The 16436-nt window shown below is 50.7% G+C and carries 17 protein-coding genes and 1 pseudogene; 10 read left to right on the top strand and 8 right to left on the bottom strand.

The genetic code is table 11. The features are described from left to right. Positions 1-4 precede the first annotated feature (4 nt). The gene (gene chbG / locus LDB27_RS12225; protein ID WP_000442743.1) at positions 5-763 is read left to right on the top strand and encodes a chitin disaccharide deacetylase; all 759 of its coding nucleotides are present in this window, start codon (positions 5-7) and stop codon (positions 761-763) included. Between the two features lie 43 nt (positions 764-806). On the opposite strand, the gene katE is transcribed toward chbG, so the two are convergent. After that, positions 807-3059 carry a catalase HPII gene (gene katE, locus LDB27_RS12220; protein WP_000019101.1) on the bottom strand — a complete coding sequence of 751 codons (2253 nt, stop codon included), beginning with the start codon at positions 3057-3059 and terminating at the stop codon, positions 807-809. Positions 3060-3275: 216 nt separating this feature from the next. Between katE and cedA the strand changes: the two genes are divergently transcribed. Then, positions 3276-3518: a cell division activator CedA gene (gene cedA / locus LDB27_RS12215; protein ID WP_000977510.1), complete on the top strand. Its 243-nt coding sequence runs from the start codon at positions 3276-3278 to the stop codon at positions 3516-3518. 102 nt (positions 3519-3620) lie between these two features. Here the strand turns inward: cedA and tcyP are convergent, their stop codons facing one another. The 3 genes from tcyP to hxpB form a co-directional block, all read right to left on the bottom strand. Next, a complete protein-coding gene (gene tcyP, locus LDB27_RS12210) occupies positions 3621-5012 on the bottom strand; it encodes a cystine/sulfocysteine:cation symporter (protein WP_001010668.1) in 1392 nt (463 codons plus the stop codon). A 136-nt stretch (positions 5013-5148) separates the two neighbouring features. Then, complete coding sequence (locus tag LDB27_RS12205) at positions 5149-5748, bottom strand: metal-dependent hydrolase (RefSeq protein WP_000505804.1); 600 nt, start codon at positions 5746-5748, stop codon at positions 5149-5151. Positions 5749-5885: 137 nt separating this feature from the next. Next, positions 5886-6554: a hexitol phosphatase HxpB gene (gene hxpB / locus LDB27_RS12200; protein WP_000106858.1), complete on the bottom strand. Its 669-nt coding sequence runs from the start codon at positions 6552-6554 to the stop codon at positions 5886-5888. Between the two features lie 148 nt (positions 6555-6702). On the opposite strand from hxpB, the gene LDB27_RS12195 reads away from it, so the two are divergent. Beyond that, on the top strand, positions 6703-7239 hold the full coding sequence (locus LDB27_RS12195; RefSeq protein ID WP_000222158.1) for a YniB family protein: 537 nt from the start codon (positions 6703-6705) through the stop codon (positions 7237-7239). 42 nt (positions 7240-7281) lie between these two features. Here LDB27_RS12195 and LDB27_RS12190 read toward each other — a convergent pair whose 3' ends face one another. The 3 genes from LDB27_RS12190 to pfkB all read right to left on the bottom strand — a co-directional run bounded on the left by LDB27_RS12190 (position 7282) and on the right by pfkB (position 9568). Then, positions 7282-8142 (bottom strand): fructosamine kinase family protein, encoded by an 861-nt coding sequence (locus LDB27_RS12190; RefSeq protein WP_000267686.1) that lies wholly within the window; start codon positions 8140-8142, stop codon positions 7282-7284. Between the two features lie 106 nt (positions 8143-8248). Beyond that, complete coding sequence (gene ghoS, locus LDB27_RS12185) at positions 8249-8539, bottom strand: type V toxin-antitoxin system endoribonuclease antitoxin GhoS (RefSeq protein WP_000146136.1); 291 nt, start codon at positions 8537-8539, stop codon at positions 8249-8251. Positions 8540-8635: 96 nt separating this feature from the next. Next, a complete protein-coding gene (pfkB, locus tag LDB27_RS12180) occupies positions 8636-9568 on the bottom strand; it encodes a 6-phosphofructokinase II (RefSeq protein WP_000251697.1) in 933 nt (310 codons plus the stop codon). A 288-nt stretch (positions 9569-9856) separates the two neighbouring features. Between pfkB and LDB27_RS12175 the strand changes: the two genes are divergently transcribed. Further along, positions 9857-10615, top strand: a complete 759-nt coding sequence (locus tag LDB27_RS12175) for a YdiY family protein (protein WP_000770981.1) — start codon at positions 9857-9859, stop codon at positions 10613-10615. A gap of 48 nt (positions 10616-10663) precedes the next feature. On the opposite strand, the gene LDB27_RS12170 is transcribed toward LDB27_RS12175, so the two are convergent. Then, a complete protein-coding gene (locus tag LDB27_RS12170; RefSeq protein WP_001046434.1) occupies positions 10664-11623 on the bottom strand; it encodes a lipid A deacylase LpxR family protein in 960 nt (319 codons plus the stop codon). Positions 11624-11765: 142 nt separating this feature from the next. Here LDB27_RS12170 and LDB27_RS12165 point away from each other — a divergent pair. The 6 genes and pseudogenes from LDB27_RS12165 to rplT all read left to right on the top strand — a co-directional run bounded on the left by LDB27_RS12165 (position 11766) and on the right by rplT (position 16365). Beyond that, positions 11766-12080 (top strand): annotated as a pseudogene (locus LDB27_RS12165) (hypothetical protein). Beyond that, entirely contained in the window at positions 12077-12931 is an 855-nt protein-coding gene (locus LDB27_RS12160; RefSeq protein ID WP_001044089.1) for a DNA/RNA non-specific endonuclease, read from the top strand. Before LDB27_RS12165 ends, LDB27_RS12160 begins: the two are co-directional and overlap by 4 nt. A 259-nt stretch (positions 12932-13190) precedes the next feature. Beyond that, positions 13191-15119 carry a threonine--tRNA ligase gene (gene thrS, locus LDB27_RS12155; RefSeq protein ID WP_001144226.1) on the top strand — a complete coding sequence of 643 codons (1929 nt, stop codon included), beginning with the start codon at positions 13191-13193 and terminating at the stop codon, positions 15117-15119. A 3-nt stretch (positions 15120-15122) separates the two neighbouring features. Next, positions 15123-15665 (top strand): translation initiation factor IF-3, encoded by a 543-nt coding sequence (gene infC / locus LDB27_RS12150; protein WP_001574431.1) that lies wholly within the window; start codon positions 15123-15125, stop codon positions 15663-15665. Between the two features lie 95 nt (positions 15666-15760). Then, on the top strand, positions 15761-15958 hold the full coding sequence (gene rpmI / locus LDB27_RS12145) for a 50S ribosomal protein L35 (RefSeq protein WP_001124225.1): 198 nt from the start codon (positions 15761-15763) through the stop codon (positions 15956-15958). A 50-nt stretch (positions 15959-16008) separates the two neighbouring features. Then, positions 16009-16365, top strand: a complete 357-nt coding sequence (rplT, locus tag LDB27_RS12140) for a 50S ribosomal protein L20 (protein ID WP_000124850.1) — start codon at positions 16009-16011, stop codon at positions 16363-16365. The last annotated feature ends 71 nt before the right edge of the window (positions 16366-16436 follow it).

Here is a 16436-nt window from a genome sequence, read left to right as displayed (position 1 = left end):
GGCTATGGAACGCGTGTTGATTGTGAATGCCGATGATTTTGGCCTGAGTAAAGGGCAAAATTACGGCATTGTTGAAGCATATCGCAACGGCGTTGTGACCTCCACGACGGCGCTGGTCAATGGCGAGGCTATTGGCCATGCGGCGCAGCTTAGCCGCGAGCTGCCTGCGCTTGGGGTGGGAATGCATTTTGTTTTGACGTTAGGCAAACCGGTGTCAGAGATGCCGGGCCTGACGCGAGACGGCCTGTTGGGGAAATGGATCTGGCAAATGGCGGAGGAGGATACGCTTCCGCTGGATGAAATTGCGCATGAACTGGCGTGTCAGTATCAGCGTTTCATCGACGTATTTGGCCGCGAGCCAACGCATCTCGACAGCCACCATCATGTGCATATGTTCCCGCAAATTTTCCCCATCGTCGCCCGCTTTGCGGCGCAGCGCGGGATTGCGTTACGTATTGACCGCCAGACGGTGTTGAACGCCGACGATCTGCCGTCGGATTTGCGCAGCACTCAAGGATTTAGTAGTGAATTTTACGGCGAGGAGATCACCGAAGCGTGCTTTTTACGCATTCTGGATGCCTCGGCGCATCGAGGAGAAGCCTCTCTGGAGGTGATGTGTCATCCGGCATTTGTGGACAACATTATTCGCCAGAGCGCCTATTGTTACCCCCGCTTAACTGAACTGGAGGTGTTGACGTCTGCGTCACTCAAGGCAGCGATTGCGGAACGTGGATATCGTCCTGGCAGTTTTCTTGATATTTAGCTCCTGAGTTTGCGGCGCAAGAATGCGCCGCATTTTTTGCCGTTTATGCAGGAATCGCGTTAATTTTCCCCGCACGCGACCAGACACGGTGTGCCGCCATCAACGTCAGCAGAGTGTCCATAAAGTGGTGGTCAACGTTATCTGCCTCAACAAGTCCTTCTTCCCCCTGGCTATCAATGTTTAAAAGCGCCTTAAACCGTCGGGCGTCGCCTGCCAGTGCGATGGGCTTCAGATGTTTGTAGGCTTCCAGAAGGTAGTAACGAGCATCGCCGCAACTCTCGATATCGGCAATATTGCCGCACGGTACTATTACCGCATCGACCGTTAGCGACGGCGCGCCGGCAAAGGTTGCCGCAATAGTTAATGTTGAACCGTCATCAGCCGTTACTTCACCCATCCGTGAATAGAGCAGTTTTGCGTGGACGCCTTTAGCTTTTAAAGCCTGCAAAATGGTCAGCAGATCGGCGGCGTTAACCTTGTCGTTCAGCAGGATAGCGACCACGCGGCCTTTAACATCGCCGTCCGGCACCGCATACAGGCTGAGCGCCGGATCTTTTTTCAGACCGTTGACATCAGGAGGCGGGGCAATTTGCGTTTGCTCATGGGTGAGTGCAAAACCGAGATTATGCGCGACGCCCTCAGCCAGCGTGACATCAATATGCGCTAACTGATCGACCACCCGCTCCCGAATATACGCGCGGGCGACTTTACCCAGTTCAAAGCTGAACGCGTCAATAATATGCTGCTGTTCTATCGGCGTCTGACTGAGCCAGAACAGGCGAGGATGCGAGTAATATTCACCGAAAGAGGGGCTGCGTTCGCGGATTTTATTGCCATCCACGCGTTCCTGGTATGATTCGAAGCCGCCGCGTTTTGGCGCTGGCGGCGTTTCGCGCGGCCAGTTGTCATTAATGGAGTTTGGTTCATAGTTCGCCGGATTGGTGTCGATATCCATCCGGTGCATACCGTCACGCTGGAAGTTATGGTAGGGGCAGGTAGGGCGGTTAATCGGAATTTCGTGGAAGTTTGGCCCGCCCAGACGACTGATTTGCGTGTCGGTATAAGAGAACAGACGCCCCTGTAACAGCGGATCGTTGGTAAAATCAATGCCGGGAACAATATGCCCTGGATGAAATGCCGCCTGTTCGTTTTCAGCGAAAAAGTTATCCGGATTACGGTTTAACACCATTTTGCCGACGCGTTGTACTGGCACCAGCTCTTCCGGAATCAGTTTGGTCGGATCGAGCAGATCAAAATCGAATTTAAATTCATCCTCTTCGGCAATGAGTTGTAGGCCCAGCTCGTATTCCGGGAAATCGCCCGCTTCGATGGCCTCCCACAGATCCCTGCGGTGAAAATCCGGATCGCGACCGGTCAGTTTTTGTGACTCATCCCACACCAGCGAGGCTTTACCTGCCAACGGTTTCCAGTGGAAACGGACAAAGGTCGCTTTCCCTTGTGCATTGATCAGACGGAAGGTGTGAATGCCGAACCCTTCCATCGTCCGATAACTCCGTGGAATACCGCGATCCGACATTGCCCACATGACGTTGTGCAGCGTCTCAGGCTGTAAGGAAACATAGTCCCAGAAGGTGTCGTGCGCGCTCTGTCCTTGCGGAATAGCCCAATGTGGTTCGGGCTTAACGGCGTGCACAAAATCCGGAAACTTATGCGCATCCTGGATAAAAAAGATCGGCGTGTTATTACCGACGAGATCGAAAATTCCCTCTTCGGTATAAAATTTGGTCGCAAAACCGCGGATATCACGTACGGTATCAGCAGACCCCGCGCCGCCCTGTACTGTCGAAAAGCGAACAAAGACCGGGGTAATTTTCTGTGGATCGCACAGAAACGCGGCTTTCGTGATGTCGCTCAGGTCTTTATATGGCTGGAAATAGCCGTGCGCTGCAGATCCGCGGGCGTGAACGATCCTCTCCGGGATACGCTCATGGTCAAAGTGGGTAATTTTCTCGCGCAGGATAAAATCTTCCAACAGCGTAGGGCCACGGCTGCCGGCGCGAAGAGAATTTTGATCGTCGGCGATGCGCACGCCCTGATTGGTGGTCAGCGCATAATTTTCGCTGCCTTTACGAAAGGCGTCGAGGGCGGTGAGCTTATCATTCGCGGTCTCGGGCGCTTTTAAGCTGCCGGGGGCCGTTGGTTGCGCGCCCGGCGGCGTCGGTTCTGGCGTGGGGCGATGTGAACCGTCTGACGGTGCCAGGGAGTCCAGGCCGGGCTGTGATTCACGGGTATCATGCACGGGGGACTGATGGGGGGATTTCTCATTATGCGACATTGAACTCGTCTCCTGCTTTCATCACTGAAATGGGCGTGGTAGTAGTCAAAATCACTCTAACTATAGAACATTTCAGCAATTATGCCGGGGGAGAGCGGAACGGAAGACAGGGTATAACGGGGAAATCGCACGCGCGGAACAGGACGTCGGGGGCGAAGATCGGCTAAAATAGTGTTTTTCTGATTTTTAGCCTTAGCCTCTTTTAGTGAAGCATTAATGATGAAACCTCTTCGCCAGCAAAATCGCCAGATTATTAGCTATATTCCGCGTGTTGAACCCGCGCCGCCGGAACATGCGATAAAAATGGATACGTTTCGCGACGTCTGGATACTGCGCGGTAAATATGTTGCCTTTGTTCTGACGGGGGAGTCATTTCAACGGTCGCCCGCCTTTAGCGTGCCAGAATCGGCGCAGCGTTGGGCGAATCAGGTTCGCCAGGAAAACGAAATCGCTGACTAAGAAAAAAACAAAACGCCGGTACTGGAGACCGGCGTTTTTAGTGACAGACATTTTGAGTTGCCGATCGTCGTGTCTCAGACGATGTGAACGCCCGATAATGTATTATCGATGCGCCAGTTCAGCGTCTTCTTCGCTATCGAGAATGGTTTTATCGGTCTGCTTCAGCCACTGGCTGGTCAGCGTACCCGCGGTCATTGAGCCGCTCACGTTCAGTGCGGTACGGCCCATATCAATCAACGGTTCGACGGAGATTAACAGCGCGACCAGCGTGACCGGTAAGCCCATGGCAGGCAGCACAATCAGCGCGGCGAAGGTCGCGCCGCCGCCAACGCCGGCAACACCCGCCGAACTTACGGTAACGATACCCACCAGCGTGGCTATCCATACGGGGTCTAAGGGGTTGATGCCGACCGTCGGCGCAACCATTACCGCCAACATCGCAGGATAAAGACCGGCACAACCGTTTTGGCCGATGGTCGCGCCAAAAGAGGCAGCAAAGCTGGCGATGGACTCCGGCACGCCCAGGCGGCGGGTTTGCGCTTCGACATTGAGTGGAATGGAGGCGGCGCTGGAGCGGCTGGTAAAGGCAAATGTCAGCACCGGCCACACCTTGCGGAAATATTTCAGCGGGCTAATCCCGTTCACGCCCAATAGTATGCCGTGAACCACAAACATTATCGCCAGACCAAGATATGACGCTACCACGAAGCTTCCAAGCTTAATAATGTCCTGCAGATTGGAGCCGGCAACTACTTTCGTCATCAGCGCCAGTACGCCGTAAGGCGTAAGTTGCATCACCAGACGCACCAGCTTCATCACCCAGCTTTGCAGGGTATCGATAGCAACAAGCACACGCTCGCCTTTTGGCGCATCATCTTTCAGCAGTTTAAGCGCGGCCACGCCCAGGAAGGCGGCGAAAATCACCACGCTGATAATAGACGTAGGATTTGCACCAGTCAGATCCGCAAACGGATTTTTCGGTACAAAAGACAGCACCAGTTGCGGCACGCTGAGATCGGCCACTTTGCCGACATAGCTCGTCTCAATGGCATTCAGACGCACGGTTTCCGCGCCGCCCTGAACCAGACCTTCCGCCGTCAGTCCGAACAGATTGGTAACCAGCACGCCTACCAGCGCTGCGATAAGGGTAGTAAACAGCAGCGTGCCGATAGTCAGAAAACTGATTTTCCCCAATTGAGAGGCGTTATGCAGTCGTGCCACGGCGCTTAAAATAGAGGCGAATACCAGCGGCATCACAATCATTTGTAGCAATTGCACATAGCCGTTGCCGACAATATTGAACCACTGAATGGAGTCTTTTAACACCTGACTGTCAGCGCCATAAATGGTGTGCAGGGCCAGACCAAAGACCACGCCCATCACAAGGCCGACAAGCACTTTTTTAGCCAGACTCCACTGTTTATGACGGGCCTGCGCCAGTACAAACAGCAGAATGACGAACACCGCAATGTTCGCAATTAATGGAAAATTCATCCCCGTTCTCCTGATTTTTTTATTATGAAGCGCTGTGTTTTAGCGATTCTGTTCGCGCAAGATTAGCAGAACTGTGAGCTGGCTCTTATATTCAAATGGAATGGTTTATACCAAAAATGACTTTGGCGTTGGTTTACTAATCAATCTGGTGATTTATAAAACGATTGAACTGCATTTGCAGGATAGTGATCATCTGCGAAGACCAGCGTATGACGTTGTTTTCCGGCATGGACTGCGGCATCCACACCGCCCAGGCAAACAACGCCATACATAAAAATCGCTCCAGTTGATTGCCCTTGCGCGGCGCCAGAATAGGCAGGCGGAAACGCCAGCGGCACGGCCACAGTAAGGGAACGCCTGCGGGGGTGAGCATATCCGCGACGATATGGCTTAAATAGCCAAGTACCATGCCTTGCAGCGCATCTGCCGGGATAATCCACGTATCCGGTACCTTGAGATAAAAGGTCGCCAGTAGGGCAAAGACCGCCAGCAGACTATGGGTAAACCCCCGGTGACCGAACGCGCGGGCGATCGGTTTCGATACCCATTTCAGGCGCTGACCAAGAAAAGATTTGGGGTGGTCGATATCCGGCAGCAGACAGGTCAAAATAGCCGAAGGAATAATATGCCACCAGTCGCCGTGCGCAAGGACGGGCGTTAACTCGGCATTCTTGGCGAAAACCGCGCTGGCTATAGAAAAAAGAAGATGTCCTTCCGCCGTCATGATAAAACCCATTAAACTGTCAATTCATACAGTATAGGGTTTTTATACAGTAGGCGGAAGTGGTGACGTTGTAACTCTTTGTCTCTGTCAAAGCCGCTTGCCGTCTGGCTCAGCGGCTAATTGCCCGTTGACTTTGTTTCGGAAACATCTTAACCGAGTAGATGCGCCGCCGTCAGCTCTGTCAGTGAGTTAAGTTTGACATTCGCCAGCACAAAGCGCGGATCATGCTGGTTTTCTTCTGCTGGCACCACAATGGCGCGCATTCGCGCCGCCTTTGCCGCGATTAAACCATTCACTGAATCCTCCAGCGCCACACAGGTTAATGGATCAACGCCTAGTTTGGCCGCACAATCCAGATAGACCTGCGGATGCGGTTTGCTGTAGGGCAATTTTTCCGCAGAGGCCAGCGCGTCAAAACTGTCGCGCAGCTCAAACATGGTGAGCACTTTTTCCAGCATATGCAGCGGCGATGCCGAGGCAAGCCCCACTAATAGCCCCTGCGCTTTACACAGCGCCACGGCCTCGCGCACACCCGGTAAAAGAGGGCGCGTCTCTTCGATAAGCGTAATCGCGCGGGTAATGACACGGTTTGTCACTTCCTGGCGATCGGGGCCGCTCCACGGTTGCTGCGCAAACCAGAGATCGACAACCATATCAATGCGTAGCCCAAGCGTGTCTGGTAACTCATGGCGCCGAGTAATATCTACGCCTAAACTTGCCATCACGTCCAGTTCAGCGCGATCCCAGAGCGGTTCGGAATCGATCAGTAGTCCATCCATATCGAAAATTGCAGCAAGAATTTGACGTGGGGTTGACATCACAACCTCTCCTGTTGAGATTAAAAAATAACGAATTAAGCGTTCATTATGACCATGTTCTTAGTATATCGCCCTTAAAGATCAGGCGAAAACGGGAATCAACAGGTAGACTTAGGCCAAAACGACGCGTCTTTATCAAGGGGAACTCATGACGTATCAACAAGCTGGACGCATTGCAATCCTAAAAAGAGTTGTTGGGTGGGTTATTTTTATTCCGGCACTGCTTTCCACGCTCATCTCAGTCCTTAAATTTATGTATGCGCACAGTGAAAAGCAGGAGGGGATAAATGCGGTAATGCTGGATTTTACCCACGTAATGATAGACATGATGCGCGTGAATACGCCGTTTCTGAATGTTTTTTGGTACAACTCGCCGACGCCGAATTTTCAGGGAAGCCTGAATATCGGTTTCTGGCTCATTTTTATTCTGATTTTTGTCGGGCTGGCGATGCAGGATTCCGGCGCCAGAATGAGCCGCCAGTCACGTTTTTTGCGTGAAGGCGTGGAAGATCAGTTGATTCTGGAAAAAGCAAAAGGCGCGGAAGGGCTAACGCGTGAGCAGATAGAGTCACGTATCGTGGTGCCGCACCATACCATCTTTTTACAGTTTTTCCCGCTCTATATTTTGCCGGTCATTATTATCGTGCTCGGTTACTTTTTCTTTTCCTTGTTAGGCTTCATGTAAACTGAAAAATGCCGGATAGCCCGTATCCGGCATGGGCTGTACCTATACCGCAAGCAGCCGATCCATCGCTTTTTGCGCAGTAGCCAGGTGCTGACCGCCAAACAGCCTTGCCCGATTAAGCAGGGTGTAGAGCTGGTAAATCGGCTGCCTGTCGAGAAAATCCAGCGGTAGCGGCGAAACGGACTGATAGCCATCATAAATCTGCGGTGGCTGATCGGTATGCAGCGGTAGCATCGCCAGATCGCATTCTCTGTCGCCCCAATAGCAGGCTGGATCGAAGATATAGGGGCCGTCAGGGCCAAGCGCGCAGTTCGCCGACCATAGATCGCCATGCAAAAGAGAAGGCTGCGGTTGATGCGACGCCAGACGTTGCTGAACATGTTCAACAATGGCGTCAATATTACCAAAGGTAATGCCTTTTTCCGCGGCGAGTTCAAGTTGCCAGCCAATGCGCTGTTCGGCGAAAAAAGTCGACCAACGGCGTTGCCAGGTATTCGGCTGCGGCGTGGTAGAGAGCGCGTTGTCAAAATCGAGGCCGAATTGAGGTTGGTCGCTCCATTGGTGCAGACGCGCCAGCTGTTGCCCAAGAATAAACGCATTATGGGCATCCAGCGGGCGGGGCGAGAGGTAGTCCATGACTAAAAAGCTGTAATCCCGATCCGAACCTACCGCCCATACCTTAGGCACAACAACGGTTTTACTGCGGGAGAGCAGCTCCAGCTGATCGGCTTCAGCGGTAAAACCGCGAAGCATTTCTCGTTCATCGCACTTTACGAAAAAATCATGGCCTGCATAACGTAAATGCCATGCGGCATGAACTTCTCCGCCTGGCAGTTCATTACGCAGTTCGATTTCGCCTTCACCGACTTGCTCGCTTAAAAGACGACTGATAGCTTGCCACATAATGTCTCTCCCCACGTTGTCTGCCAGATCATAAGGTTAGCGCAAAAATGCGGTTGAAAAATACGAACTAACGCACATCGCGGACGCGCCGCGGCGGGAATGGCACTTATTGTGCGTTTTTACTCCACGCCTCCCAGGTCGTCACGGTAATGTCGACATCCTTATCTAACGCGCTTTTTGCAAGTCCGGCGACAAGCGCTTTGATTTCATCAGCGCTCTGAGCGCTAACAAAGCCAAACGTATTGGTGCCGAGCTCATGCACATTCCCTTCATCGTCCGTTAATGTCAGCAAAAAACCGCTGCGCGTCAGATGATTATTGAGTTCGTTAATCTCGGTCAGGGAATCTTCATGGAAGGTTACGGTAATAACATAACGGGTAATATCGCCACTGGCCATCGTTCACCTCGTTGGGAGCAACTGTGTTTTTAGCAGCGGCGGATGCGCCGCCCGTTAACCGATTTTCCGGTTTCCCCCTCGGCGAGGGGGAAACGATTATTGCGCGGAAAGATAGGCGTATATTTTTTGGGTATCGTCACGAGAACACAGACGCGTACCTTGATTGAGCGTAGCAGCGCTGCCTGCCGCCACACCGAAGCGCACCATCTCTTCCAGCGACGCGTCTTGCGCCAGTTTTAACGTCATCGCGCCTACCATACTGTCGCCTGCGCCAACAGTACTTTGACTTTTCACCGGGGGAGGAACAACCTGGATGCAATTCTCACTGTCTATGCCCAGTGCCCCTTGCGGCCCCAGAGAGACCACTACCCGGCGAGCCTTGCCGCTTTGCACTAATTCCTGGGCCGCTTTACGCACATCATCAGGTTGCGTCAGATCGCGATTAACCAACGCGCTCAATTCTTTCAGGTTCGGTTTCACCAGTTCGATATCGCCAAGCGCCAGCGCGGCGGTGAGCGCGTCGCCAGAGCTATCAATAATGCAGCGAATGCCTTGCTTCTGCGCGGCGGAAATCAGTTGCGTGAGTTTCTCGACCTTAACGCCGGGCGGAAGGCTGCCGCTGATAACCAGAATTGCCCCGGATTCAATTTCCAGTACCTGTTCTTCAAGCTGGCGAAATTCGTCATCGTCCAGCGTGGCGCCGGGCATAACAAAACGATACTGTTCGCCGCTGGACTCGACGTGGACGTGCAGGTTCTGACGCGTCCAGTCTTTCGCATCGACGGTAGACACGGGGACATTTTCGTCAGCCAGTAGTGCGACCAGATGTTCGCCGGTAGCGCCGCCAGCCGGGAAAATTGCGGTCGCGGCGCCGCCAAGATGCGCAATGGCGCGAGCGACATTAATACCCCCGCCGCCGGGTTCGAATACCGGCGCGGAGCACCGCAGTTTACCTTCGGGATAAATTTGCGGCGTGATTGTTGCGCTATCGAGAGAGGGCGCAAGCGTCAACGTATAGATACGTACCATCGTTACCTCCTGTTAGGCTGATTTCAGTCTGGCACTTAATCCCCGGAAAGTGAAGGAATTAACAATATGATTTTCCGGATCTTTATTTAAAGAAGTACGATGTAAAGTTATATAAATAAATGAATGCTTCGGGAGGGTTCTTATTCAAAAAATGAAATAGTAATTGATTGCTATGTTATTCGGGGCTTCTTATAATTCGCTACCTTTCCAGGGGCGTTTGTCATTGATCCCTATGAAAGTTTCCGGGACCGTCGTGGTCTCTTTTTTAGTTGTACGGACTCTATATAAATGAAGCTTTTGAAGGCAGTACCCGCTGTAGTTATGCTGGCGGGTGGCGTGTTCGCGTCTCTGTATGCCGCCGCCGATGATTCCGTTTTTACTGTCATGGATGATCCCTCCACCGCGAAAAAACCTTTTGAAGGTAATCTGAATGCGGGCTACCTTGCTCAGTCAGGCAATACTAAAAGTTCTTCCTTAACGGCTGACACGGCGATGACCTGGTATGGACAACGTACCGCCTGGTCATTATGGGGCAATGCCAGCAATACCTCCTCTAATGATGAACGCTCTTCAGAAAAATATGCGGTAGGCGCGCGTAACCGTTTTAATATGACGGATTATGATTATACCTTTGGCCAGGCCAGTTGGCTGACAGACCGTTTCAACGGTTATCGTCAGCGCGACGTACTGACCGCCGGTTACGGGCGGCAGTTCCTTAATGGTCCAGTGCACAGCTTCCGTTTTGAATTCGGTCCAGGGGTTCGCTATGACGAACATACGGACGATACCACTGAAACGCAGCCGTTGGGTTATGCTTCCGGCAGCTATGCCTGGCAGTTAACTGACAATGCTAAGTTTACACAGGGGGTGTCAGTATTTGGCGCAGAAGACACCACACTAAATTCGGAAACAGCCCTCAATGTCGCCATTAACGAACATTTTGGTCTAAAGGTGGGGTATAATTTAACGTGGAACTCGCAGCCGCCTGAATCAGCGCCGGAACATACCGATCGCCGCACTACGGTAACGCTGGGCTATAAGATGTAATATTGTACCGGGTTACATTACGTAACCCGGTTATTCCGTGGTGACGCCTCAGAAGAAGAAGGTGATGTCGCCGTTGATATAAGAATAGTCGTCTCCGGTGCGAAATTCCGACGTGACTTTGTTTAAAGAAAGAGAAAATGCGACGGGAGAATAGCCGATAGTAGCACCGACGCGATATTCATCCACGGTTTTATTAATATCCACCGTTTCCATTTTTGTTTGCAGCGTTTTCCCCTGTAACGTGTAGTTTTTATCAACTTCCCTGCGCTCAACGCCAGCAAATACCTTATAGATCAATCCCTCTTTTTGAGTGTGTATTAACCCTCGGCGGGACAGTAACCCAAACCCATTATCAGAGTTGAAGGTCTTATCATTTCCCAGCGCAACGGTTGCGCCGTACCCTAAATACTGGAAGAGATTGCCGCCGACAGCAGAGACTTCTGGATAGAAGCCCACATTGACGCCCAGAATATCAATAGCTGGCGTAAGGGACACCATTCCTTTTGCCGTATAACCATAACGATTTTCAATTTGATCCTGCCAGGCAGGGTATTTTTCTGCGCCTATTATTCGATGCGCCCGATTCTGAACCTCCTGACCGCCTGCGTCAGGACCAATAACGCCGATATCAGTACCTAAACGATAACGTAACCAATTGGTGGCTAATGAATTCCACTCCAGTCCGGTATGAAGAAAGGCGCTGAACGCGCGGTCGCCTTTGACGGCTTCAGGCTTTCTCTTATTGGCGCCTGATGGAGAATAAATATCTTGCGCGATATGAAAAGAGAGTTGACTGGCGTCAGTGAGATCGTGGCTGTAGCCTAAAAAGAGCCCGGCAGTATAATCACCCCGGTCTGCAGCCTTGTGCCCATAAAGGGCATTTAAGGATGGTTGAAATATACCTGCATCATCATTCGCCACTGAAATAGCAAGGCTACTGGCATTGGCCATTGTGGTCGTACTGAGTATGGCGGCAATCATCGTTGCGCAATAGCTGTATTTGTTCACTTTTTACCCCTGAATATGAAAGTGAATACTCTTATTTTTACAAAGTAATAAGCACAGCAGCATGATGCGCAGTGCTTATTAAACCTTTAAATATAACTAAACTCCTGCCAGCAGCGAGTCATTGAGAGGATACGTTGCCTTAATGTTGAAAAATGGTGTTGAAAAACATGCGTCAGATATTATTGAATATCCATTTTTCATTCGCTATCTGAGTGCGAGAAATTATTGGCTTCACGATTATGCATATAATACGATGTTTTTTGGTATCAACATGAATATCACGTTGTATTCTTTTGAGCTCATTTTCTATGATGACTTCGATGTTTATCTGTTATTAATTTTTACCGTGATAGTGTTGTCTTTAATGATGAGAGTATCTAACGGCTGGTAGGGTAATATAACCAAATTATTACTATCTGAATTATTAGGGCGGTTATTATTAAGGAAGCAAAAGTGAATAAGACCATTAATTTGCTAAAATTACTGCCCGTAGTATTATTAAGCGCATGTACTACATCGTATCCTCCCCAGGATACAACATCGGCACCCGAGTTACCCCATCGTAACGTACTCGTTCAGCAACCTGATAACTGTAGCGTTGGCTGTCCTCAAGGAGGAAGTCAACAAACAATCTATCGCCATGTCTATACGCTCAATAATAATAGCGCCACGAAATTTGCCAACTGGGTTGCCTATAGCGTGACAAAGACCAGCCAGGCAAGCGGTCGCCCGCGGAACTGGGCGCAGGACCCCGATTTACCGCCCTCGGATACGTTGGCCCCTTCCGCCTATAAAAATGCCCATGCGCTATTAAAAGTCGACAGGGGACACCAGGCGCCGTTGGCAGGATTGGGCGGCGTATCGGACTGGCCGTCGTTAAATTATTTATCGAATATTACGCCGCAGAAATCCGCCCTGAATCAGGGAGCATGGGCTGCACTGGAAAACCGGGTGCGCGAACTTGCCAAACAGGCTGATGTATCTGTAGTGCACGTAGTGACCGGCCCCCTTTTTGAGCGGCATATCGCCACATTGCCAGAAGATGCGACGGTAGAAATTCCCAGCGGGTACTGGAAGGTTTTATTCACCGGAACGGCGCCGTCAAAAAGTGAAGGAAATTACGCTGCGTTTATTATGGATCAGAATACGCCCCGTTCGGCGAATTTTTGCGACTATCAGGTTACCGTGGAGGCTATCGAACATAAAACGAAGCCAGTGCTGACGCTGTGGTCTGCCTTGCCTGAAGCGGTAGCCAGCGAGGTGAAAACGACAAAGGGGAGTCTGGCGCAGAAGTTAGGTTGTCGATGAGAAGCGCTATACGGCGCGTAGAAAGATAATGGAGAAACCCTGTCAAGGGTCTTGATTTGCTACAGAGTGATGCAATCTCCCTTTTTTTAGTGTTACCATCGTCATGCCGGACGAAAATAGCGATTTTCGCCTGTGTCGAAGGTTGTGCGCCAATTTAGCAATGGTTGGCTAGATGGATACACAACTCACTGTCAATAAATTCATTTTCTCTTTGTATGTGATCTTGCGTATGGGTCACCACTGCAAATAAGGATATAACATGCCTGTTATTACTCTTCCTGATGGCAGCCAACGCCATTATGACCACCCTGTAAGCCCGATGGATGTTGCTCTGGACATTGGTCCTGGCCTGGCGAAAGCCACCATTGCGGGCCGTGTGAATGGCGAGCTGGTTGATGCTTCCGATCTGATTGAAAATGATGCGACGCTTTCCATCATCACCGCAAAAGATGAAGAGGGTCTGGAGATCATTCGTCACTCTTGCGCGCATCTGTTAGGTCACGCAATCAAGCAACTTTGGCCGCACACGAAAATGGCGATCGGCCCGGTTGTCGACAACGGTTTTTACTATGACGTTGATCTTGACCGCACGCTAACTCAGGAAGATGTCGAAGCGCTCGAAAAGCGGATGCATGAGCTCGCCGAGAAAAATTACGACGTTATCAAGAAGAAAGTCAGCTGGCACGAAGCGCGTGAAACCTTCGTGAAGCGTGGTGAAAGCTACAAAGTTTCCATTCTTGATGAAAACATTGCTCATGATGACAAGCCAGGCTTGTACCATCATGAAGAATATGTCGACATGTGTCGTGGTCCGCACGTGCCGAATATGCGTTTCTGCCATCACTTTAAACTGATGAAAACTGCTGGCGCATACTGGCGCGGTGACAGCAATAATAAGATGCTGCAGCGTATTTACGGTACGGCATGGGCAGATAAAAAAGCTCTGAACGCTTATCTGCAGCGCCTGGAAGAGGCCGCAAAACGCGACCACCGTAAAATTGGTAAGCAGCTCGACCTGTATCATATGCAGGAAGAGGCGCCGGGCATGGTGTTCTGGCATAACGACGGCTGGACTATCTTCCGCGAGCTGGAGGTCTTTGTTCGTTCTAAACTCAAAGAGTACCAGTATCAAGAAGTTAAAGGCCCGTTCATGATGGACCGTGTGCTGTGGGAAAAAACCGGGCACTGGGACAACTATAAAGATGCGATGTTCACCACGTCCTCAGAAAACCGCGAATATTGCATTAAGCCAATGAACTGCCCGGGCCACGTTCAGATCTTTAACCAGGGTCTGAAATCCTATCGTGATTTGCCGCTGCGTATGGCGGAATTCGGTAGCTGCCACCGTAACGAGCCATCAGGCGCGCTGCATGGTCTGATGCGCGTACGCGGCTTTACGCAGGATGATGCGCATATCTTCTGCACAGAAGAGCAGATCCGCGATGAAGTTAACGCTTGTATTCGTATGGTCTACGATATGTACAGCACCTTTGGCTTCGAGAAGATCGTCGTCAAGCTTTCCACTCGTCCTGACAAGCGTATTGGCAGCGATGAGATGTGGGATCGTGCTGAGGCGGATCTGGCGGTTGCGCTGGAAGAAAATAATATCCCGTTTGAGTATCAACTGGGTGAAGGCGCATTCTACGGTCCGAAAATTGAATTTACCTTATATGACTGCCTCGATCGTGCATGGCAGTGCGGTACAGTACAGCTGGACTTCTCCTTACCGTCTCGTCTGAGCGCCTCCTATGTAGGCGAAGACAACGAGCGTAAGGTACCGGTAATGATTCACCGTGCGATTCTTGGGTCGATGGAACGCTTCATCGGTATCCTGACCGAAGAGTTCGCTGGTTTCTTCCCGACATGGCTTGCGCCGGTTCAGGTAGTCGTGATGAATATTACCGATTCGCAGTCTGAATACGTTAACGAATTGACGCAGAAACTACAAAATGCGGGCATTCGTGTAAAAGCAGACTTGAGAAATGAGAAGATTGGCTTTAAAATCCGCGAGCACACTTTACGTCGTGTCCCTTATATGTTGGTCTGTGGTGATAAAGAGGTGGAAGCAGGCAAAGTTGCCGTTCGTACCCGCCGCGGTAAAGACCTGGGCAGTCTGGACGTAAATGACGTGATTGAGAAGCTGCAACAAGAGATTCGCAGCCGCAGTCTTCAACAACTGGAGGAATAAAGTATTAAAGGCGGAAAACGAGTTCAAACGGCGCGTCCGAATCGTATTAATAGCGAAATTCGCGCGCAAGAAGTTCGCTTAACAGGTCTGGAAGGCGAGCAGCTTGGTATTGTGAGTCTGAGAGAAGCTCTGGAAAAAGCTGAAGAAGCCGGAGTAGACTTAGTCGAAATCAGCCCTAACGCCGAGCCGCCGGTTTGTCGTATAATGGATTACGGCAAATTCCTCTATGAAAAGAGTAAGTCTTCTAAGGAACAGAAGAAAAAGCAAAAAGTTATCCAGGTGAAGGAAATTAAATTCCGTCCTGGGACAGATGAAGGCGACTATCAGGTAAAACTCCGCAGCCTGATTCGCTTTCTCGAAGAGGGCGATAAGGCCAAAATCACGCTGCGTTTCCGCGGTCGTGAAATGGCCCACCAGCAAATCGGTATGGAAGTGCTTAATCGCGTGAAAGACGATTTGCAAGAACTGGCAGTGGTCGAATCCTTCCCAACGAAGATCGAAGGCCGTCAGATGATCATGGTGCTTGCTCCTAAGAAGAAACAGTAAGGCCTTCAAGTAACAATTCTGTGAAGCCTTCGGGCTTCACAGGTTTTGTTCGCCTATGTTTCGTTTATTAACAATGCGAAGTGGAAGTTATTAAAATGCCAAAAATTAAGACCGTACGCGGTGCTGCTAAGCGCTTCAAAAAAACCGGTAAAGGTGGTTTTAAGCACAAGCACGCTAACCTGCGTCACATTCTGACCAAAAAAGCGACTAAACGTAAACGTCACCTGCGTCCGAAAGCCATGGTTTCTAAAGGCGATCTGGGCCTGGTTATCGCGTGCCTGCCGTACGCATAAGCCGTTAACGTTTTTAACTTTTTAATTAGAATAGATACAGGAGAGCACATATGGCTCGCGTAAAACGTGGTGTAATTGCACGCGCACGTCACAAGAAAATTTTGAAACAAGCCAAAGGCTACTACGGTGCGCGTTCTCGCGTATACCGCGTTGCCTTCCAGGCAGTTATCAAAGCTGGTCAGTATGCTTACCGTGACCGTCGTCAACGTAAGCGTCAGTTCCGTCAACTGTGGATTGCGCGTATCAACGCAGCAGCACGTCAGAACGGTATTTCTTACAGCAAATTCATCAACGGCCTGAAAAAAGCCTCTGTTGAAATCGACCGTAAGATCCTGGCTGATATCGCCGTATTCGACAAAGTCGCGTTCACCGCGCTGGTTGAAAAAGCGAAAGCAGCTCTGGCATAAGCCAGTGAAAAGAGGGAGCCTGGCTCCCTCTCTTTTATTTACTGTTCAGTGAGTTGACAATTGACCTGTAA

This window comes from Salmonella sp. JXY0409-18, assembly GCF_020268625.1.
In the GTDB taxonomy this organism is placed as follows: Bacteria; Pseudomonadota; Gammaproteobacteria; order Enterobacterales; family Enterobacteriaceae; genus Salmonella; species Salmonella enterica.
The sequence above is the reverse complement of the archived record's forward strand: the minus strand, read 5'-3'. Positions and strand labels throughout refer to the sequence as shown.

What these genes read in the sequence shown, in the direction of transcription:
- chbG (WP_000442743.1), top strand. Translation starts at nt 5, where the DNA reads ATGGAACGCGTGTTGATTGTGAATGCCGATGATTTTGGCCTGAGTAAA.
- katE (WP_000019101.1), bottom strand. Translation starts at nt 3,059, where the DNA reads ATGTCGCATAATGAGAAATCCCCCCATCAGTCCCCCGTGCATGATACC.
- cedA (WP_000977510.1), top strand. Translation starts at nt 3,276, where the DNA reads ATGATGAAACCTCTTCGCCAGCAAAATCGCCAGATTATTAGCTATATT.
- tcyP (WP_001010668.1), bottom strand. Translation starts at nt 5,012, where the DNA reads ATGAATTTTCCATTAATTGCGAACATTGCGGTGTTCGTCATTCTGCTG.
- LDB27_RS12205 (WP_000505804.1), bottom strand. Translation starts at nt 5,748, where the DNA reads ATGGGTTTTATCATGACGGCGGAAGGACATCTTCTTTTTTCTATAGCC.
- hxpB (WP_000106858.1), bottom strand. Translation starts at nt 6,554, where the DNA reads ATGTCAACCCCACGTCAAATTCTTGCTGCAATTTTCGATATGGATGGA.
- LDB27_RS12195 (WP_000222158.1), top strand. Translation starts at nt 6,703, where the DNA reads ATGACGTATCAACAAGCTGGACGCATTGCAATCCTAAAAAGAGTTGTT.
- LDB27_RS12190 (WP_000267686.1), bottom strand. Translation starts at nt 8,142, where the DNA reads ATGTGGCAAGCTATCAGTCGTCTTTTAAGCGAGCAAGTCGGTGAAGGC.
- ghoS (WP_000146136.1), bottom strand. Translation starts at nt 8,539, where the DNA reads ATGGCCAGTGGCGATATTACCCGTTATGTTATTACCGTAACCTTCCAT.
- pfkB (WP_000251697.1), bottom strand. Translation starts at nt 9,568, where the DNA reads ATGGTACGTATCTATACGTTGACGCTTGCGCCCTCTCTCGATAGCGCA.
- LDB27_RS12175 (WP_000770981.1), top strand. Translation starts at nt 9,857, where the DNA reads ATGAAGCTTTTGAAGGCAGTACCCGCTGTAGTTATGCTGGCGGGTGGC.
- thrS (WP_001144226.1), top strand. Translation starts at nt 13,191, where the DNA reads ATGCCTGTTATTACTCTTCCTGATGGCAGCCAACGCCATTATGACCAC.
- rpmI (WP_001124225.1), top strand. Translation starts at nt 15,761, where the DNA reads ATGCCAAAAATTAAGACCGTACGCGGTGCTGCTAAGCGCTTCAAAAAA.
- rplT (WP_000124850.1), top strand. Translation starts at nt 16,009, where the DNA reads ATGGCTCGCGTAAAACGTGGTGTAATTGCACGCGCACGTCACAAGAAA.